Genomic DNA, 19,412 nt, shown 5'->3' on the forward strand with positions numbered 1-19,412 from the left:
CCTGCACGTCGACGAAGACGGCACGGTCGGCCCATACGCGGCCCGCTCCCACCGGGTGATCCCCGTCGGCGATCTTCCCCTCGCCGAGCGGATGCTCGAAGCGGCCGCCCCGCTCGACCAGCGTTTCCCCGGAGCGGCTTCAGTCGACGTCGTCTCCCCGAGCCTCGGCACCGTGCAGATCCTCGTCTCGGAGCCGGACGCGCGCGGTAAGCCCAAGGCCACCCCGCGCACCCTGATCCGTGAGGTCGTCGGTGACCGGGAATTCCGTCTCGACGCCGGCGGGTTCTGGCAGGTGCACGTCCGCGCTGCGGACACCCTGTACCACGCCGTCCAGGACCTGATCGATCCCGAGCTGTTCGACCCCCGTGCCACCAACCTCGACCTGTACGGCGGCGTCGGGCTGCTCGCTGCGGCCGTCGGTGACAAGTTCGGCAGCACTGTCCGGATCACCTCCGTCGAGAGCGACGCGCACGCGACCGACTTCGCCGCAGAGAACCTCGCGGAATGGGTCGGAGCGAGCGTTCGCACCGACCGGGTCGACCGCTTCCTGGCCGGCCTGGTCCGGGACGCGAGCGCCGCCGAACGGGCGAAGCACCAGGCGGCGACCGTCGTCCTCGACCCGCCGCGTTCCGGCGCAGGCCACGAGGTCATCGACCAGCTCGCGGTGCTGTCCCCGAAGCAGATCGTGTACGTGGCCTGCGATCCCGTCGCCCTCGCCCGCGATATCGCCCTCCTCAACGGGCACGGATACGAGCTGCGGAAGCTGCGCGCGTTCGATCTCTTTCCGAACACTCATCACGTCGAAGCCGTCGCCCTGCTGTCCAAATAGCTATCGTTGACGTGTACGTGCAATGGAAGAATGTAGGAACAAGTGACGCACCCGACAACACCCGCGACCTCTCCGACCACGACGGCGGATGCCCCCGCCGGCCCTGCCGGTGCGACCCTGGGTTCGACGCACGCCGCTGAAGCGCGTACGCCGCTCGACCACCCGGTCCGGGTGGGCATCGCCGACGATCACGAATCCGTCCGCCTCGGCATCCAGGCCGCCTGCGAGAACGTCGGTTACGAGGTCGTCGCAACCGCGGCGACCGTCCAGGGACTCGTCGACGGGATCGGCGGACGTCCCTGCGACGTGATCGTGCTCGACCTCTCCCTCGGCGACGGCTCCCTCGTCACCGACAACGTGCACCTGGCCCAGAGCACGGGCGCATCGGTGCTCGTGCACAGCATCGCCGACAGGGTCGCCCTCGTTCGCGAGGCCCTCGCTGCGGGCGCCGCCGGCGTCATCCCGAAGTCGTCGCCGACGACGACAGTGATGGCCGCGGTGGCCTCGGTCGCACGCGGCGACGTGCTCAACAACCTCGAATGGGCGACCGCGATCGACGCCGACCGCGATTTCGCCAAGGCCCAGCTCGGCCGCAGGGAACGGGACGTGCTGCACCTCTACGCCTCCGGCCTTCCGCTCAAGATGGTCGCCATGCAGCTCGGCATCGCGCACTCGACCGCGCGGGAGTACCTCGACCGGATCCGCGTGAAGTACGTCGAGGTCGGGCGTCCCGCGCCGACGAAGGTCGACCTGCTGCGCCGGGCCGTTGAAGACGGAATCCTGCCGGGGCTGGACCCGGATGGCGGAGATGGCCGCGGCTGAAGCAGCGGGCACGATCCCGCAGCTCCCGACACGGTTGCCTCCCGACCGCCTGGAACTCGTACCCGTCGCGGCGGAGGGCATCCGGGCGCCCGGCATCCGCCAGCCCCGCAACCCGATCAGCCGGTCCCGGATCGAGGTCGTAATCTCCCGGTCCGTCGCCGGGGTCGCCGTCGTCTTCTCCCTGCAGGCCCTCCCGGCGATGCTGCAGCAGATCCCGTTGCGGCTGCCGGTCATGGGCGTCGCGATGCCGGTCGCCCTCGCCGTGGCGGTCGCAGCCGTCGTAGTGGCCTCGATCACCAAGGTCGGAGTGCGCATCACGACCGGCGCCGTTGCACTCGTGTATTTCGTCGCCCTGATCGGGTGGCCGTTCCTGATGCGGGACCCGGCGGCCGTCCTCGACGGGAAGCCCTGGCTCTGGTACGTCTGCACGGTCGCGACCTCGTGCGCGGCCATCTCGTTCCCGCTCGGCTGGGCGTGCGCGTACACCTTCGCCGCCCCGCTCGCCTACGGGATCGTGCGTTCGCTGCCCTCCGGCGGTGACGCGGATGCGCTGCTGGCTTCCCTCGACGCCGTCTACGCGACGCTCCTCGGCCAGGTCCTCCTGATCATAATCTTCATGCTGCGGCAGACGGCAGCCTCCGTCGACGCCGCGCAGACGAATGCGCTCAACAAGTACGCGAACGCCGTGCGCCAGCACGCCACCGAGGTCGAGCGCGTGCAGGTGGACTCGATCGTGCACGACAGCGTGCTCGCGACGTTCCTCGCCGCGGCCGCCGCCGGCAGCCCGAAGGCCGCGCAGCTCGCCTCCGGGATGGCCACCGACGCCCTCCAGCGCCTCACGGACGCAGCGATCACCCCGGCCGTCGACGACAGCACGGTGAGCTTCTCCGAGCTCGCCGGGCAGATCCGCCTCGCGGCCTCCCGGCTCGCCCGGCCGTTCACGATCGTCGAGTGCTCCATCCCGAAGCTCGCCGTGCCCACGCACGTCTCCGAGGCGATCCTCGCGGCCTCCGTCCAGGCCATGGCCAACAGCGTGGAGCACGCCGGCGCAGGCCCAGGTGCGCCCGATCCCGAGCGGGTGCTGACGATGAGTGCGAACAGCCAGGGCGGATGCACCATCCAGATTTCCGACACCGGCGTCGGCTTCGACCCGGCCCTCGTCCCGAGCGCGCGCCTCGGCCTGCGCATCTCGATCGCGGAGCGGATGCAGAGCGTCGGCGGCTCCGTGTCGGTGTGCTCCACGCCGGGGCAGGGCACCACGATCACCATCGAGTGGCCGAAGGACGGCGGGGTGACCCCCTGATGATCACCGTCCCGCGCGGGCTCGTCCTGTTCCTCGCCGGCCTCTTCTCGGCGTACCACGTCGTGCTCGGCATCTACTCCATCGACCTGCCGCGCACCCCGGGACCGACGATCATCGCGCTCGCGCTCTACGCACTCGCGACGGTCCTGAGCCTCTGGCCGTCGAGCCCGATGCGGATGGGCCTTGCGCTCGCCTTCTTCAACGTCGCGGTCTGCGTCGTGATCCCGCTCCTCGTCGGCAGCCAGCTCGACGGCTCCGCAAGGAACGGCTACGCGACCTGGTACGTCGCCGCCGTCGGCACTCTCATGACGATCACGGCGACGCGCCGCCGAACGGCGCTCGCCTGGGTCGGTGTCGGCGCGCTCGTCGTGCACACGATCATCTGGGCCGGCCCGGCCCAGCTGCTCGACATGGGCGTGATCGGGAGTGTCGTCTGGGTGACCGTTGCCGTCCTCCTCGCCCGCGCCCTCGCCAAGGCGGGGCGTGACGCCCGCCAGTATGCGCTCGCGGAGCGGGAGGCGACGGAGTGGCAGGCCGCCCAGGAAGCGCACTTGTTCGAACGCCAGGTGCGCCTCGCGCAGACGCTGCGCCTCGCGTCCCCCATGCTGCGCCGCATCATCGACAAGCGCGGCGAGCTCGACGCGGAGGACCGCCAGGAGTGCCGCTACCTCGAAGCCGCCGTGCGGGACGAGATCCGCGGCCGCAAGCTGCTCAACGACGCCGTGCGCGAGCAGGTGATGACGGCCAGGCGCCGTGGCGGCATCGTGACGCTTCTCGACGAGGGCACGATCGACGACCTCGACGGTGCCGAGCTCGAAACCGTCCTCAATCAGCTCGCCGCCGCCATCGGCGAATCGACGGCCGACACGATCATCGCACGCACCGCGGGGGAAGGGTCGGCGACGGCCGTGACCGTGGTCGGCCTCAGCAGTGCTGATGCCCGGCTGAGCGCCCTGGGACAGGACTCACCGGAGCCCGAGGTCGACCTCTGGCTCGAGATCCCCAGAGACCCGGCCACGGCATCCGCCCTCGGCGCCTGAGGGCCTGCGGGGAACGGACCGGCCCGGAACGCAAAAAAAAGGGGACCAACCCGAAGGCTGGTCCCCTTTTTACGTTGTGCCAGGGCGACAACCCGAATGTCACCCTGACGTGCCCCCAGAATTCGCCTGCTTACCCTAGTCGACGAATTCTGGCTGTGTAACTCAGTGAGCGACACCTAGCAATATCTATAGTGGTCGAGCCGTTCGCAATTCAAAAGTCGGCATTTAGGGGGACCGGCCAGGACCCGGACGGTTCAGGCCCGGAACTCGCCCCAGCTGCTCTGCCCGGACACGAAGGGCGGCCGGATGGCCCGCTGGCCGGCCTGCCAGCCGCTGCGGGCGCCGGTCGGCTTCTTGTGCAGGCTGCCGGTCTCCTCGCGGAGCAGGCCGTGCAGCACGGCGGACACGGCCGCGGCCTCGACCGGGCTGATGCCGCGGGTCAGGAACCGCAGGTGCGCCGGAGCATCCGCGGGGGTGTCCTCCGGTGCGTCCGGTCGGGCGTTCTCTTCGTCTGCCATGGTCGCTCCCTACAGCGGGATGTTACCGTGCTTCTTGGGCGGCAGGCTCGAGCGCTTGGTGCGCAGGGCACGCAGCGCCTTGGTGATGGCGACCCGGGTGGCTGCCGGCTCGATGATCCCGTCGAGCTCGCCGCGTTCGGCGGCGAGGAACGGGCTCGCGACGTTGTAGGTGTACTCGTTGGCGAGGCGGGTGCGCACGGCGTTGACGTCCTCCTCCGCGGCTTCGGCTTTCTTGATCTCGGCGCGGTAGAGGATGTTCACGGCGCCCTGGCCACCCATCACGGCGATCTCGGCGGTCGGCCAGGCGAGGTTGATATCGGCTCCGAGCTGCTTGGAACCCATCACGATGTATGCGCCGCCGTACGCCTTCCGCAGGATCACGGTCACGAGCGGCACCGTCGCCTCTGCGTAGGCGTACAGCAGCTTCGCGCCGCGGCGGATGACGCCGGTCCACTCCTGATCGGTTCCGGGCAGGAAGCCGGGAACGTCGACGAGGGTGAGGATCGGGATCGAGAACGCGTCGCAGAACCGCACGAAACGGGCGGCCTTCTCGCCGGCCTGGATGTTGAGCGTCCCGGCCATGGCGTTGGGCTGGTTGGCGACGATGCCGACGGACCGGCCCTCGACGCGGGCGAAGCCGACGACGATGTTCGGGGCGAACAGCGGCTGCGTTTCGAGGAAGTCGCCGCGGTCGACGATGTGCTCGATCACGGTCTTGACGTCGTATGGCTGATTCGGCGAGTCAGGGATGATCGTGTTGAGCGCGCGGTCGGCATCCGTCGTCTCGAGCTCCACGTCGCTGTCGAAGACCGGAAGCTCGGCGAGGTTGTTGTCGGGCAGGAAACCGAGCAGGGTGCGGGCGTAGTCGAGCGCGTCGGCCTCATCGCTCGCGAGGTAGTGCGCGACACCGGAGACCTTGTTGTGGGTGAGCGCGCCGCCGAGCTCCTCCATTCCGACGTCTTCGCCGGTGACGGTCTTGATCACGTCGGGGCCGGTGACGAACATCTGGCTGATCTTGTCGACCATGATCACGAAGTCGGTGAGTGCGGGGGAGTAGACCGCGCCACCGGCGGCGGGGCCGCAGATGATCGAGATCTGCGGGATGACGCCGGAGGCTGCGGTGTTGCGGCGGAAGATCTCGCCGTACTTGCCGAGGGCTACGACACCCTCCTGGATGCGCGCTCCGCCGGAGTCGAGGATGCCGATGATCGGCACGCCCGTCTTGAGGGCGAGGTCCATCACCTTGATGATCTTGTCGCCGGCCACCTCGCCGAGCGATCCGCCGAAGATGGTGAAGTCCTGCGAGTAGACCGCGACCTGGCGCCCGTGGATCGTGCCGGTGCCGGTGACGACCGCGTCGCCGTACGGCCGCTTCTTCTCCATGCCGAAGCCGTGGGTGCGGTGGCGCACGAACTCGTCGAGTTCGACGAACGAGCCCTGGTCGAGAAGGAGCTCGATACGCTCGCGCGCGGTCATCTTGCCCTTGGCGTGCTGTTTTTCGATCGCCGCCTCACCGCTCGCGGTCACGGCTTCGTGATAGCGAATCTTGAGGTCGGCGAGCTTTCCAGCCGTCGTGTACAGATCTGGTCCCGAAACGGGCGAATTGTCACTCACGCCGTTCACTCTACCGGCCAGCCCTCGGCCCGGACCGTTGACGAAACCCTACAAAACCCGGCCCGATCGCTGGCCGTTCTGTTCCCCCGGGCGGGCATAACTCCTGCAGATTCCGCAAATTCGGTTCAAAATGTGGCATCGGGGGCATCTTCCGGGAGAATTGCAGGAAGCGGAAGTAGGTCAGATGCAGTTTCCACTCAGCCGTGAGGCGGTGAGCCGGTTCGACTACCTCGACGAGGCCGGGTCCACGAACGACGTGCTCGTCGGCCACGCGACGGGGGCGGATGCCGCCGGCTGGCCGCACCTGTCGACCGTCGTCACCGACAACCAGACCCGCGGCCGGGGCCGGCTCGGCCGCACCTGGCTCGCCCCCACCGGCAAGTCGCTCGCCATCTCCGTGCTGCTGCGCCCGCTCGTCGGAACAGGCGCCGGCGAGGGCACCCCGCTCCCGGTGGATCGCTTCGGCTGGTTCCCGCTCCTCGCCGGCGCCGCGATGACCATCGCCGTGCGCGCAGAGGTCGAGGCGAGCCTCGTCGCGGGCGCCCCGTCCGCCGGCACGTCGGCCGCCGGCCCCGACGACGGTGAACACCCCGCCCACGAGGTCACCCTGAAGTGGCCCAACGACGTGCTGATCGACGGCTACAAGGTGTCCGGCATCCTCTCAGAGCTGCTGCCGGACACCCGCGGGCTCGTGATCGGCACGGGCCTCAACCTCTCGCTCGACGAACACGACCTGCCCACGCTCACCTCGACCTCGCTGCTGCTCGTGACCGGCCGGGCCCCCGAGGCGGATGCCGTGCTCGCCCGCTACCTCATCGAACTCTCCCGTCTCACGGCCGAGTTCCTCGCGGTGAACGGGGACCCGGTCGCGAGCGGTCTCCTTGGCACCGTCACGGCACTGTGCGGCACCCTCGGCTCGAAGGTGCGGGTGCAACTGCCCGGCGGTGACGACCTCGTCGGGGTCGCGATCGCGCTCGACGAGTCGGGCCGGTTGATCGTGGAGAACCAGGCCACCGGCGAGCCGCAGGCCGTCGCGGCGGGCGATGTGACCCACCTGAGGTATTAATAGGGTCATGACGAACAACAGGGGGACGGGCCCGGCAGATCCGGGGGCTCCGGCCGAACGGGTCGTGGCCGCGCTGCGCCCGCACGGTCGCGTGCTGCTCTGGCCGACCCTTGCGCTGGTCGGCGTCTGCACGGCAACCGGGTATTTCTACGGCAACCTCGCGGAGCCGTGGCAGGACAGCGCCCTGCTCTGGGTCGCGGCTGCGGTCGTCGTGCTGGTCTGGCTCCTGCCGCTCGCGTCCTGGCTGAACCGGCGGTACACGATCACGACCCGGCGCATCATCTTCCGGCGCGGTTTCTTCGTGCGGACCCGGCAGGAGCTGCTGCACAGCCGTGGCTACGACGTGAGGGTGCGGACGACCTGGCTGCAGACCCTGAGCGGTTCCGGCGACGTGATCATCGCCTCCGGCTCCGAACGGCCGCTCGTGCTGAAGGACGTTCCCAATGCGACCCTGGTGCAGCGCGTGCTGCACGACCTCATCGAGCAGTCGCAGACCGGATTCGATTCGCGGCGGCGCGAGGAATCAGCGTTCGCTGCCGACCAGACGACCATCTGGAATGGTCGCTAGGCTCGCCGTCACCGGAGCGACAACGCGACGGTGCGGGGCGAAGACCCAGTAGCGGTAGAGCACGAAGCGGAAGATCGCGCCGAGGATGAGGCCGATCACGTTCGAGGAGATGTTGTCGGCGACGACGCTGGTGTGGCCGAGCACGTAGTGGCTCACCCACAGGCAGGCGAGTCCGATGCCCATACCGACGAGGCTGACGCCGAAGAATTCGATTCCTTCGCGGAGGGTCTGGGACTGGCGGCTCTTGCCGAAGGTCCAGTACCGGTTCCCGATCCAGTTCACGGCGATGGCGAGGATGGTCGAGACGACCTTGGCGTAGATCGGCCCGGCGTGGACCAGGTGCGGATCGAAGACCGTGGTGCGGAGCAGATTGAACACCGAGAAGTCGACGGCGAAGCCGACGAGTCCCACGGCGCCGAAGCTCGCGATCTGAATCGCGAGGGCGACGAGCCGTGCTGATTTTCCCGAGGTAATCGGCATACATCCATCCGGTCTATGGGCGAAGATAGAACAACAATCCACGAGTCTACGGCGCGTACACCGCCTCAGACTGAAAATCGGTGCGTCCGAAAATGAAGGGTCGCACAGAAATCGGTGACGAAATGAGCACGACAGTCGGCGTAATCGGGGGCGGCCAGCTGGCCAGGATGCTGATCCCCGCTGCGGTGAACCTCGGGATCGACCTGCGTGTCCTGGCCGAGGCCGACGGCATGTCGGCCGGCCTCGCCGCGACGAGGGTGGGGGACTATCACGACCTCGACACGGTCCTCGCCTTCGCCGAGACCGTCGACGTGATCACCTTCGACCATGAGCACGTGCCCCAGGCCGTGCTCCGTGAACTCGTCGCCCGCGGGGTCACCGTGCGCCCGGGACCGGAGGCCCTCGTCTTCGCCCAGGACAAGATCGAGATGCGCCGGCGCCTCGGCGAGCTCGGGCTCCCGGTTCCGGACTGGGCGGCTGTCGAGAACACGGCTGAGCTCGCCGTCTTCATCGCCGACCACGGCGGCCGCGCCGTTGTCAAGACGCCGCGGGGCGGCTACGACGGCAAGGGCGTGCGGGTGGTCACGCACAAGCACGAGGTCGACGACTGGTTCATCGCGCTCGCCGAGGACGCCAACGGCGGCGCCCTGCTTGTCGAGGAGCACGTGCCGTACACCCGGGAGCTGGCCCAGCTCGTGGCCAGGCGCCCGTCCGGCCAGGTCGCCGTCTGGCCCGTCGTCGAGACCGTGCAGCGCGACGGCGTCTGTGCAGAAGTGATCGCCCCCGCGCCGCTGTCGAGCGGACGACTCGCGGCGGTCGCCGCCGACATCGCCGTCAGGGTCGCGGAGGGCATCGGCGTGTGCGGCGTGATGGCCGTCGAGCTCTTCGAGACGACGGATGAGCGCCTCCTGATCAATGAGCTGGCGATGCGCCCGCACAACAGCGGCCACTGGTCGATCGAAGGATCGACCACGAGCCAGTTCGAACAGCACCTCCGTGCCGTCCTCGACCTCCCGCTCGGTGCGACGACGCCGCGCGACGAGTGGTCGGTGATGGTGAACATCCTCGGCGGACCCGCTGAAGGCACGCTCGCCGATCGGTATCCGGCGGCTTTCGCCGCGCATCCGTCGGCGAAGGTGCACAACTACGGGAAGGACCCGCGACCCGGCCGCAAGGTCGGCCATGTCACCGTGGGAGGGGCGGATCTGGACGACGTCGCCTATGAAGCGCGTGCCACTGCGGCGTTTTTTCAGGACTGACACCTAAGATCGACTGCGTGCCCGAGAACCCCATAGCAACCACCCCGCTGTCGGAGAACCGAGAAACGCCCCCGGTGCCGCACGCGCCGCTCGTCGGCGTCGTCATGGGCTCCGATTCCGACTGGCCGGTTATGAGCGACGCCGCGCAGCTCCTGCGCGACTTCGGGATTGACTACGAAGTCCAGGTGGTGTCCGCGCACCGCACGCCCAGGAAGATGATCGCCTATGGCGAAGACGCCCACGGGCGCGGCCTCAAGGTCATCATCGCCGGCGCCGGCGGTGCAGCGCACCTCCCCGGCATGCTCGCCGCCGTCACCGCGCTTCCCGTGGTCGGCGTTCCCGTTCCACTCAGCCGGCTCGACGGCCTCGACTCCCTGCTCTCGATCGTGCAGATGCCGGCCGGAGTGCCTGTCGCGACCGTCTCCATCGGCGGGGCCCGTAACGCGGCGCTCATCGCCGTGAAGATCCTGGCCCTCTCCGACGCCGGCCTGCACGACAAGCTCCTCGCCTACGCACTCGACCTTGCCGCACAGGTCGAACAGAAGAATTCGGATCTCCAAGCCAAGCTATGAGCATCGCCACCAATCCGATCAGGAACCCGGAATCCGGGTCCGCCCGTGTGATGACAAAACGGGCCTGGTGGCTCGTGCTGCTGAACGTCGTCCTGCCCGGCTCGGCGCAAGTGCTCGCCGGCAGTCGCAGCCTCGGCCGGTTCGGCCTGCGCTGCACGTTCACCCTGATCGGCCTTGTCGTGATCGTGGGGCTCGCCTACCTGTTCTGGCCTGAGTTCGTGCTCACGGCTTTCACCAACTCGATCGGGCTCTGGGTCGCCGCAGCGGTACTGGTGTTCTACGGCATCGTCTGGGTCGTGCTGACCCTCGACACCCTCCGGCTCGTGCGCCTCGTCAAGGCGGGCCCCGGTGCCCGCCCCCTCATCGCCGGATTCGCGACCGTGATCATGGTCGTCATCGCCGGAACGGCCGGCTACGGCGCCTACGTCGCCGCGACGGCGAGCGACTTCCTGTCCTCGGTCTTCGTGGCCGGGCCGACGGTCCCTCCGGTTGACGGGCGCTACAACATCATGCTTCTCGGCGGCGACGCCGGAGCCGACCGGTCTGGTCTCCGCCCGGACAGCATCACCGTGGCGAGCATCGACGCGACCACGGGCCAGGTCACCATGATCGGCCTGCCCCGCAACCTCGCATACGTGCCCTTCGTAGCGAATTCCCCGCTCGCCGCCGAGTATCCCAAGGGATACGGATACCACGACACCTGCCGGGTCGACGCGTGCATGCTCAACTCGATCTACACCGAGGTCGAGCTGAAGAGCCCCGAGATGTACCCGAAGGCCATCGATGCCGGCAGCGAGCCCGGTATCGAGGGCATGCGGGACGCCGCAGAGGGCATCACCGGGCTGACCATCCAGTACTACGGGCTCATCGACATGCAGGGCTTCTCCGAGCTCATCGACGCGCTCGGCGGCGTCGACATCAACGTGACCGAACGCGTGCCGGTCCACACCGACGACACCTTCACCACCGTGCTGTTCTGGTTCGAGCCGGGCATGCAGCACATGGACGGCTACCACGCACTCTGGTACGCCCGCTCGCGGCACGGCACGAGCGACTACAGTCGCATGGAGCGCCAGCACCAGCTTCAGGAGGCGATCCTCGCCCAGGCCAGCCCCGCCAACGTGCTCGCCAAGTTCGAGTCCGTGGCCTCAGCCGGGTCCCAGGTCGTCAAGACCGACATCCCGCAGAGCATGCTCGGCTACTTCGTGACGCTCGCCGCCAAGTCCAAGACCCACCCGATCAACACGGTCGAGCTGACCCCGGCGAACAACGTCGACCCGGAGAATCCCGACTACGACGTGATCAGGTCACTGATAGACGCCGCCCTCACCCCGGCCACGGCGACACCCACCCCATAGCGGTATCCATTTCTCCCCATTCTGGACCCGCCGCACCACGGCGTTCGAGTGCAGTGAGACCGATACCGACACCGAGATCATCTGGCGCGTCACCGCCGAGAACCCCAGTCATCCCCTGACCGTCGGCATGCGCAACTCCGGCTGCGAGTACGGCGCCTACTGAGCGGCGTGGAAGAATGGTAACCTCGACCGTCCCGCCGCGCTGAACAAGGGCCTCATGATTTCCGCCGTGCATTGACACACTTGTGAAGATCTGCCTGATGTTCTCTTGCGTGCGACTGGAGGGCGTCTCGGTGCGGCGAAAATGGCAGCCTGCGACGCGGACAGAGGACACGACGCACCCGTGTACGTGCTCGGGAATACCGTGAAACAAGGGACCAGAGTCGCGATGTTGGAAACCAGGACGCCATGAGGCTATTAGCCCAGGGGCCGCGGATCGTTTCAGGCGCGCGGACTCGGGTATCCCGAGCGCAACGGCGTCTTCGACCGATAGGTGATTGGCTCTTCGGCCCCGAAGACGCTCACTCGACCTGGCTGAAGTTTGTGCCGACTTGGCTTGTGCTCCTCATCCTGGGCTTCATCACCACCTACAGTCGATTACCCCCTGGCTCCCGCAATGTTCTATGGGCCGAAGACGGCGCGGTTTTCGTTGCCCGGGCTCTCGAAGGCAGTCCTTTGGCGTCATTTCTCGAGCCCTACGCCGGGTACATGCACGCCTTCCCTCGAATAGTTGCTTCGATCGCGGTGAACGTTGTGCCATTGGCCTATGTTCCCCTAGCTTTGACCGTCGCGGCGTGCCTTTTGACGGCCTTCGTTTCAGCCTTCGTCTACATATTGCTTCAGCCACGGATACCGGCCAAAGTACCCAGGTTCGCTGTCTGGCTTGGCGTTGTCACGTTGCCCATCGCAAACGTCGAGGTCATTGGCAGCCTTGCGAATTCGCATTGGTATCTTCTAGTTGGGCTGATCGTCGTGCTTGTGACGAGCCAGCATCATCCGGCGATTCTGATCGCGTCAGGAGTCGTCGTTGCTCTTGCCGTTCTCAGCGATCCCTTGTCTGGAGTCTTTCTGCCGATCGTTCTCGTGAGACTCATTGCATTGCGGAGTCCGCGCCAGCTGGTTGTCCCTGTGATCTATCTCGTGAGTCTCGGCATACAACTCGAAGTGGTCTTGGGCTCGAGTTTGGGTGAGGCCAGGGCGCTGCCGACCGTTCCAGGGTTGGTCCGCTCGACCATCTTCCGGGTATTCCTCGTTGGACTGAGTGGCGAGTCGGGGGCGGCGGCGGCATACCTGAGCTGGGGAGTTCTTTCCCTGTTAATGGCCATAATTCTCGTTCTAACGGCGGTGGTCTGGACTATGCTGCGCGGTGGGCAGCTGGGCGGTCTCGCGTTCTTGTCCACGGGCACCGCACTCGTCTTCTTCGCCGCATCCGCGTCAATCCGGTGGACTACGAAGTTTGATCCCGCCACCGGTATCACCTGGGAGGGCAGTCGATACTCCATACTTCCCATAACTTTGGTTCTCATTAGCCTGGCGGCGGCGGCGGCAGTATGGAAGCAGCGAAGAAAGAGCCTCATCGTGGGCGCATCCGCTGGAGTCGTGCTGATAGCGCTTCTTTCGATCATTGCTTTACCTGATTTTGCGGTAACAGCTCGGGAACCACAGCGTGCGTGGGTTGCTGAAGTCGCAGAGGCTCAACAGGCGTGCCGCACGCTCCCAGGATCGCAGGCCGTTGGGTTGCCAATCGCACCTGGTGGATGGAAAGTCCTGACGACATGCGACGTGGTGCGCGGCGCCCGCTAGTGACCAGGGATGAGACCGGCGCCCACGGCCAACGGTTTCACAGACTGTGTGCGTGGATGCCTTGCTCGGCACCTACAGGTCGGCGTGCAGCTGCCAGACACGCTCGGCCGAATCCCGCCAGCTGAAAGCCTTCGCCCGGTCGCCGCCGTAGACGCGCAGCCTCTGGACGAGGGCCCGGTCGGTCAGGACCCGGGCGATTGCCTCGGCGAGGCGTTCGGGGTACCCGGCGGCATCCTCGCGCTCGACGACGAGACCGGCATCGCCGCCTGCCTCGAGGAGAGCGGGAGCGTCGGAGTGCACGACCGGGGTGCCGAGGTGGAAGCCCTGGATGATGGGCAGCGCGAACCCCTCCTCGAGGCTCGGGACGACCAGCACGTTCGCGCGGGCGATCACGACGGCGAGTTCCTCGTCGGTGAGCGCGGACATCGCCCGCACCCGTCCCGGCGTGAGTCCGGCCTCTTCGGCGACGGAACCGAGGTCGACTTCGCCCCAGGTGCCCGGTCCGACGACGATCAGGGGAAGGTCCGGAGCGCCGGGCAGGCCGAGGGCCGTGATGAGGGCTGTGACGCCCTTACGCGGCTCGAGCGTTCCGACGGTCACGATGTATTCGGACGGCAGGTCGAGTGCCGTGGCGAGCAGCTCAGTGGCCGAAGAGTTGGACGGCAGCCGGAAGCCGGTGCCGACGGCGCCCCCGATGACGCGCACCCGGTCGCCGAGGTCGACGATCTCCGCGAGTTGCGCGGCGACGGCATGGCTCGGCACGACGATCGCGTCCGCGTGCTTCCGCGCCCGCTTCATCCGCGCTTTCGTCCAGGCAACGGTCGTCGGGGTCAGTGCCTCAGGATGCGTCCATGCGAGCACGTCGTGCACGGTCAAAGCGACCTGCGTGTGGTCGTTCACCCGGTCGTGACGGCGCAGCGGAGCCATCAGGCCCGGCGCGTGGATCATGCCGGGCCCGGGGGAAGTGGTCACCCCGAGCTGCCACGCCGCGGCGAGCTCTCGGCGGGGGAGTGCTGTCTTGTAGAGCCCGGCGAGCCCGGGCAGGGCCGCCTCGATGGCGGCGTACTGCTCGGGCTGCGACGCGGAGACGATCCCCTCAACCTCGCAGTTGAGCGGAGCGCTCGCGATGAGCGCCCGGGTCAGCTCCTCGGTGTATCGACCGATCCCGCCGGGAACCGGCGCGATCATCTGGTCGACGATAACCCGCAGTGTGATCATTCGGTTTCGAGGACGCCTTCGGCCACGGCCTGGGTGAGGGCGTCGTGCCAGTCGCGCATGGGGGTGAGTCCGGCTGTGGTCCAGGCATCGTGGCCGAGTACGGAGTAGGCCGGGCGGGGTGCCGGCCGCACGAAGGAGGCCCCGTCGGTCGGGTGCACCCGGGCGGGTTCCAGGCCGTTGGCTTCGAGTACGGCCTGGGCGAAGCCGAACCAGCTCGTGACACCGGAGTTGGTGCCGTGGTAGATGCCGGCGGGGGCATCCGCGTCGAGCAGGGCGACGATCTGCGTGGCGAGGTCGACGGTCCAGGTGGGCTGGCCGACCTGGTCCTCGACCACGTTCAGGGTGGGGTGGGTGGCGGCGAGCTTCAGCATGGTCTTGGGGAAGTTCGGGCCGTTCTTCCCGTAGAGCCATGCGGTGCGCACGATGTAGGTTTTGCCCGGGTTCTCGGCGAGGACGAATTCCTCGCCGGCGGCCTTGGTGCGCCCGTAGGCGGAGATCGGTGCGGCGGGTGCGTCCTCCTGGTAGGGGGACTCGGCGTTGCCTTCGAAGACGTAGTCGGTAGAGATCTGCACGAGGCGCGCACCGGTTGCTTTCGCGGCGCGGGCGAGGTTGCGCGGTCCGACCGCGTTCAGCAGGTAGGCGGCGTCCTCGTTCGTTTCGGCGTCGTCGACCTTCGTGTACGCGGCCGCGTTGATCACGACGTCGAACCCGGTGACGGCCGCCTGGACGGCGGCTTCATCGGTGATGTCGAGTTCGCCACGGTCGAATGCGGTCACGTCTCGCCCGGTCAGGGCTTTCTGCAGGTCGCGGCCGAGCATCCCGGCGGCGCCGGTGATCAGGTACCGGGTCATGAGCTCAGTGCTGCGCGGGCCTTGAGGGGTTCCCACCAGGTGCGGTTGTCGCGGTACCACTGCACGACGTCGGCGAGGCCTTTCTCGAAGGGGACCTGCGGGGCGTAGCCGAGTTCGGCCTGGATCTTGGTGATGTCCACCGAGTAGCGCAGGTCGTGGCCGAGTCGGTCAGCGACCCGGTCGACGTAGGACCAGTCCTTGCCGGTGGAGTCCAGCAGCAGCTGGGTGAGTTCGAGGTTGGTCAGTTCGGTGCCGCCGCCGATGTTGTAGATCTCTCCGGCGCGACCGCCGACGAGGACCATCGCGATCGCGCGGGTGTGGTCGTCCACGTGCAGCCAGTCGCGGATGTTGTTGCCCGCCCCATACAGGGGAACGTGCTTGTCATCGATCAGGTTCGTCACGAACAACGGGATGACCTTCTCGGGGAAGTGGTACGGGCCGTAGTTGTTCGAGCAGCGCGTGATCGACACGTTCAACCCGTGGGTGCGGTGGTATGAGCGGGCGAGCAGGTCGCTGCCGGCCTTGGACGCGGAATACGGGGAGTTGGGTTCCAGGGCGCGTTCCTCGTTCCAGGAGCCCTCCGCGATCGACCCGTAGACCTCATCCGTGGACACGTGCACGAACCGGGCCAGGTTATGGCGGAGCGCGGCGTCGAGGAGCTGCTGGGTGCCGAGAACGTTGGTCTCGACGAAGATGGAGGCGTCGCGCACGGACCGGTCCACGTGTGACTCGGCCGCGAAGTGCACAACCGCGTCCAGGGACGGGAAGATCGTGTCGAGCAACGCCGCGTCGCGGATGTCGCCGTGCACGAACGAGTACCGGGGGGAATCGGCGATCGGCGCAAGGTTGGCCAGGTTGCCCGAATACGTCAGAGCGTCCAGGACGACGACCTCGGCCCCTTCCAGACCCGGGTAGGCGTCTTCGATGGTGCGACGAACAAAGTTGGAGCCGATGAAACCGGCGCCGCCGGTAACGAGGATCTTCATATAAGAGGTGACCATTCCGTTTGCTGAAAGTATCGCTTCAATGCTACCGGTACCCGCTTGGTAGACTTCTGCGCGTGCAGATCCGCGAACTCTCCATCCCCGATTCCTACGAAATCACTCCGAAGCAGTTCGGCGACGACCGGGGGGTGTTCCTGGAATGGGGCAGGTTCGACCGCCTCGAGGAGTCGATCGGGCACAAGCTCAACGTGGTGCAGGCGAATACGAGTGTCTCCAAGCGTGGTTCGGTGCGCGGCATCCACTTCGCGGACATTCCGCCGAGCCAGGCCAAGTACGTCACCGCGACCTATGGCGCCGTCCTCGACTACATCATCGACATCCGGGTCGGTTCACCGACGTTCGGCCAGTGGGACAGCGTCCTCCTCGATGACACCGACCGTCGTGCCGTCTACATCGCCGAGGGAATCGGGCACTGCTTCGTCGCCCTGACCGACAACGCCACCGTCAGCTACCTCGTGACGGCCCCGTTCAACCCGGGCCGCGAACACGGCATCAACCCGCTCGACACCGACATCGGCCTGGTGTTCCCGCCCGAGGCCGGCGAACTCCTGCTCTCCCCGAAAGACACCGACGCCCCCGGGCTGGCCGAGTCCGCCGCGAACGGGCTTCTCCCGACCTGGGCAGACGCGAAGGCCTTCTACGCGGCACTGAACGAAGGAAACTAGACATGCGCGGAATCATCCTCGCCGGCGGCTCCGGCACACGCCTGTGGCCGATCACCAAGGGCATCTCCAAGCAGCTGATGCCCATCTACGACAAGCCCATGATCTACTACCCCTTGTCGACGTTGATGATGGCCGGGATCAAGGAAATCCTCGTCATCACGACCCCGGAATACAACGACCAGTTCCGGGCCCTCCTCGGCGACGGTTCCACCCTGGGCATCCGCATCGAGTACGCCGTTCAGGAATCCCCGGACGGTCTCGCCCAGGCGTTCATCATCGGCGAGGAGTTCATCGGCGACGACAGCGTCGCCCTTGTCCTCGGCGACAATATCTTCCACGGTGCCGGCCTCGGCTCCGCCCTGCGCAACAACACCGAAATAGACGGGGCACGCATCTTCGCCTACCACGTCAGTAACCCCACGTCCTATGGCGTCGTCGAATTCGACGACAACATGACCGCCATCTCTATCGAGGAAAAGCCGGCCAAGCCCAAGAGCAACTACGCGGTTCCGGGTCTTTACTTCTATGACAACTCCGTCATCGAGATCGCCAAGTCCATCGAGCCCAGCGCTCGAGGCGAATTGGAGATCAGCACTGTCAACGAGCGCTACCTCGAGGCAGGCAAGCTCCAGGTCCAGGTTCTCGATCGCGGCACCGCCTGGCTCGACACCGGCACCTTCAAGTCGATGATGCAGGCCTCCGAGTACGTGCGCGTCATCGAAGACCGCCAAGGCCACAAGGTCGGCTGCATCGAAGAGATCGCCTGGCGCGCCGGCTGGATCGATACCAAGCAGCTTGCCGTGCTCGCGGCCCCTCTCCAGAAAAGCGGCTACGGGAAGTACTTGAGCAGCCTGGTCGCTTCCGTCTAGCTGTACTGAGTCATGACGTTGGTGCCACTCGACTGATGGGGGTTGTTCCGATGCCGGTGTGGATGCGTTCGGTGTTGTAGCAGCAGTGCGGTTTGATGAGGCCGGCGGCCGTGGGCACAAGCCCGAAGTGTCACCAACGTCCCGGCCGGGTGTACCTAGCGCGGCAGTGCTATTTTGCCGGGGTGATCTGACCGTGCTCGTAGAGCCACGTCAAATCTGAGCCAAGCAAGTCCGGAGACCACTGATCGTCGATCGGCTTCGATAATTCTGCCGGGTCGAATTGGCCGTTCTTGATCTGGGTCAGAGCCCCTTCGATCCGGGCGCGGCTGGTCGCTTCTCGGTCCGCCTGCCGATGCGCGTCATCCCTCAAAAACATGGCATTGAAGCCGATAAGGCAGAGAACGAGAGCATAGACGAGTGCCCTCTGAACTCGTCCTTTGATTGATGCGGAGTTCAAAATGACCCCAAATGCCGGAACGAGGAGAGTGATCAACACATATGCATAGCGACTGGATCCGGCCGTTGAAATGCCCAGGTTCATCCTGGAGTACGTCGTGAGTGCTGCGAACACTACAGAACCGATTGCAAGCGCATAGGCGATCAGCTGAGGCGAGCGAACTCCGATGCGGACGCTGACGAAGAACCAGCTGACCACTGCCAGGCACGGAATGACGCCAAGCACGATGAGGGGAAGGGCATGCCCGAAACCGACACCGAACATTGCGAAGAAGAACTGCAGTGCCGAGTCGACATCCGCCACTGAATGTATCCCGGACGCGGGCACAGCTGAGAGTCTGCCGAAGTCCCAGTACCAGGAGAGGTAGATGACAGCTGCGGGAAGGAGGAGAAAGGCTGTGCGCCGAAAGCCATGCCGGAACCATCCGACGAGGCCGGCCGCAACCAAGACGGGAATCGCGGTTCCGGAAAACATGGGCGCGAGGACCGACAGCACGATGATAGATACTCGTGCAGTGATGGTGAGTTGTTTGCGGTCGAGAAGAAGGATCGCGCCCAGACCGAGCGCGATCGCTCCCATAAACCCAAACTGGAATGCCCAGAGGAGATTCTCAGAAGCGGCGCCGAGGAGCATTAGAAAGATACTCAGCAGCGTCGCGAGCCAGGGAAGCACACCGATCCGACTCAGAATTCGCCAGACCACGTGCACCACTGCGAGATGAGCGATGACAGCAAGGGCGAGAAACGGCAGGTAGCTGTCGAGTCCGATCGAGTTGCGGAGCAGTGGAAACAATACGGCCGGTATGAGATTCCAATGACCGACATGAGGGAGCATGAAATCTGTGTCGAGCCTGGGGGCGAGAATGGCCCAGTCGTCGCCGAAGAACCACTGGGTTCTACCAATGAAGAGGATCAGCACAAAACTGGCGACGAGTGCGAAGTAGTGAACAGCCTGCGGTCCGATGAGCCACCTGGGCACCGTTCGCGCAGCGAGACCGGGATTTGATTCGTATCTGGACATGTGCTGCAAACATATCGAACTTAGGGCACGGCCATCGACGGCGGCCTGCCGCGGCGGGGGTCTGGTAGCATACCAAAGTTGCCAATCAACCATCCT

Annotated in this window: 19 protein-coding genes; 12 read left to right on the top strand and 7 right to left on the bottom strand. The window is 66.4% G+C overall.

Going from position 1 to position 19,412, the window contains the following annotated elements:
- The 4 genes from QN345_RS01065 to QN345_RS01080 all read left to right on the top strand — a co-directional run.
- Nucleotides 1-829: class I SAM-dependent RNA methyltransferase (locus tag QN345_RS01065; protein ID WP_416347647.1), on the top strand; the 829-nt coding region annotated here is incomplete at its 5' end.
- Between the two features lie 117 nt (nt 830-946).
- Nucleotides 947-1,651: a response regulator transcription factor gene (locus tag QN345_RS01070; protein ID WP_322189825.1), complete on the top strand. Its 705-nt coding sequence runs from the start codon at nt 947-949 to the stop codon at nt 1,649-1,651.
- Complete coding sequence (locus QN345_RS01075) at nt 1,638-2,954, top strand: sensor histidine kinase (RefSeq protein WP_322189439.1); 1,317 nt, start codon at nt 1,638-1,640, stop codon at nt 2,952-2,954. The genes QN345_RS01070 and QN345_RS01075 overlap by 14 nt, the downstream gene beginning before the upstream one ends.
- Nucleotides 2,954-3,994 (top strand): hypothetical protein, encoded by a 1,041-nt coding sequence (locus tag QN345_RS01080; RefSeq protein WP_322140663.1) that lies wholly within the window; start codon nt 2,954-2,956, stop codon nt 3,992-3,994. Before QN345_RS01075 ends, QN345_RS01080 begins: the two co-directional genes overlap by 1 nt.
- Nucleotides 3,995-4,248: 254 nt before the next feature.
- Here the strand turns inward: QN345_RS01080 and QN345_RS01085 are convergent, their stop codons facing one another.
- Together QN345_RS01085 and QN345_RS01090 are read right to left on the bottom strand one after the other, a co-directional pair.
- Nucleotides 4,249-4,512 carry a hypothetical protein gene (locus tag QN345_RS01085; RefSeq protein WP_322189440.1) on the bottom strand — a complete coding sequence of 88 codons (264 nt, stop codon included), beginning with the start codon at nt 4,510-4,512 and terminating at the stop codon, nt 4,249-4,251.
- A 9-nt stretch (nt 4,513-4,521) separates the two neighbouring features.
- Nucleotides 4,522-6,135, bottom strand: a complete 1,614-nt coding sequence (locus tag QN345_RS01090; RefSeq protein ID WP_416172932.1) for an acyl-CoA carboxylase subunit beta — start codon at nt 6,133-6,135, stop codon at nt 4,522-4,524.
- A 175-nt stretch (nt 6,136-6,310) separates the two neighbouring features.
- On the opposite strand from QN345_RS01090, the gene QN345_RS01095 reads away from it, so the two are divergent.
- Together QN345_RS01095 and QN345_RS01100 are read left to right on the top strand one after the other, a co-directional pair.
- Complete coding sequence (locus QN345_RS01095; RefSeq protein WP_322189441.1) at nt 6,311-7,192, top strand: biotin--[acetyl-CoA-carboxylase] ligase; 882 nt, start codon at nt 6,311-6,313, stop codon at nt 7,190-7,192.
- Nucleotides 7,193-7,199: 7 nt separating this feature from the next.
- Nucleotides 7,200-7,760 carry a PH domain-containing protein gene (locus QN345_RS01100; RefSeq protein WP_322136415.1) on the top strand — a complete coding sequence of 187 codons (561 nt, stop codon included), beginning with the start codon at nt 7,200-7,202 and terminating at the stop codon, nt 7,758-7,760.
- Here QN345_RS01100 and QN345_RS01105 read toward each other — a convergent pair.
- Complete coding sequence (locus QN345_RS01105) at nt 7,716-8,240, bottom strand: GtrA family protein (protein WP_322136414.1); 525 nt, start codon at nt 8,238-8,240, stop codon at nt 7,716-7,718. The two genes, QN345_RS01100 and QN345_RS01105, sit on opposite strands and share 45 nt — an antisense overlap.
- A gap of 122 nt (nt 8,241-8,362) precedes the next feature.
- Here QN345_RS01105 and QN345_RS01110 point away from each other — a divergent pair, with 122 nt between their 5' ends.
- From QN345_RS01110 to QN345_RS01125, 4 genes are all read left to right on the top strand, one after another.
- Entirely contained in the window at nt 8,363-9,499 is a 1,137-nt protein-coding gene (locus QN345_RS01110) for a 5-(carboxyamino)imidazole ribonucleotide synthase (RefSeq protein ID WP_322189442.1), read from the top strand.
- Nucleotides 9,500-9,603: 104 nt separating this feature from the next.
- Entirely contained in the window at nt 9,604-10,071 is a 468-nt protein-coding gene (gene purE / locus QN345_RS01115; protein WP_323504278.1) for a 5-(carboxyamino)imidazole ribonucleotide mutase, read from the top strand.
- On the top strand, nt 10,068-11,429 hold the full coding sequence (locus QN345_RS01120; RefSeq protein ID WP_323504274.1) for an LCP family protein: 1,362 nt from the start codon (nt 10,068-10,070) through the stop codon (nt 11,427-11,429). The genes purE and QN345_RS01120 overlap by 4 nt, the downstream gene beginning before the upstream one ends.
- 558 nt (nt 11,430-11,987) lie before the next feature.
- Nucleotides 11,988-13,232 (top strand): hypothetical protein, encoded by a 1,245-nt coding sequence (locus tag QN345_RS01125; RefSeq protein ID WP_323504273.1) that lies wholly within the window; start codon nt 11,988-11,990, stop codon nt 13,230-13,232.
- Nucleotides 13,233-13,304: 72 nt separating this feature from the next.
- On the opposite strand, the gene QN345_RS01130 is transcribed toward QN345_RS01125, so the two are convergent.
- From QN345_RS01130 to rfbB, 3 genes are read right to left on the bottom strand one after another with little or no spacing between them, the layout of a single operon-like run.
- On the bottom strand, nt 13,305-14,450 hold the full coding sequence (locus tag QN345_RS01130) for a glycosyltransferase family 1 protein (RefSeq protein ID WP_323504272.1): 1,146 nt from the start codon (nt 14,448-14,450) through the stop codon (nt 13,305-13,307).
- Nucleotides 14,447-15,301: a dTDP-4-dehydrorhamnose reductase gene (gene rfbD, locus QN345_RS01135; RefSeq protein ID WP_323504271.1), complete on the bottom strand. Its 855-nt coding sequence runs from the start codon at nt 15,299-15,301 to the stop codon at nt 14,447-14,449. Before rfbD ends, QN345_RS01130 begins: the two co-directional genes overlap by 4 nt.
- The gene (rfbB, locus tag QN345_RS01140) at nt 15,298-16,287 is read right to left on the bottom strand and encodes a dTDP-glucose 4,6-dehydratase (RefSeq protein ID WP_323504270.1); all 990 of its coding nucleotides are present in this window, start codon (nt 16,285-16,287) and stop codon (nt 15,298-15,300) included. Before rfbB ends, rfbD begins: the two co-directional genes overlap by 4 nt.
- A 74-nt stretch (nt 16,288-16,361) precedes the next feature.
- Here rfbB and QN345_RS01145 point away from each other — a divergent pair, with 74 nt between their 5' ends.
- The gene (locus tag QN345_RS01145) at nt 16,362-16,970 is read left to right on the top strand and encodes a dTDP-4-dehydrorhamnose 3,5-epimerase family protein (protein WP_134558227.1); all 609 of its coding nucleotides are present in this window, start codon (nt 16,362-16,364) and stop codon (nt 16,968-16,970) included.
- A 2-nt stretch (nt 16,971-16,972) separates the two neighbouring features.
- The gene (rfbA, locus tag QN345_RS01150) at nt 16,973-17,839 is read left to right on the top strand and encodes a glucose-1-phosphate thymidylyltransferase RfbA (protein ID WP_323504269.1); all 867 of its coding nucleotides are present in this window, start codon (nt 16,973-16,975) and stop codon (nt 17,837-17,839) included.
- A gap of 169 nt (nt 17,840-18,008) precedes the next feature.
- On the opposite strand, the gene QN345_RS01155 is transcribed toward rfbA, so the two are convergent.
- Nucleotides 18,009-19,316 carry a hypothetical protein gene (locus tag QN345_RS01155; RefSeq protein ID WP_323504268.1) on the bottom strand — a complete coding sequence of 436 codons (1,308 nt, stop codon included), beginning with the start codon at nt 19,314-19,316 and terminating at the stop codon, nt 18,009-18,011.
- Nucleotides 19,317-19,412 lie beyond the last annotated feature (96 nt).

It is taken from the genome of Cryobacterium sp. 10I1 (genome assembly GCF_035019805.1).
Classification (GTDB): Bacteria; Actinomycetota; Actinomycetes; order Actinomycetales; family Microbacteriaceae; genus Cryobacterium; species Cryobacterium glucosi.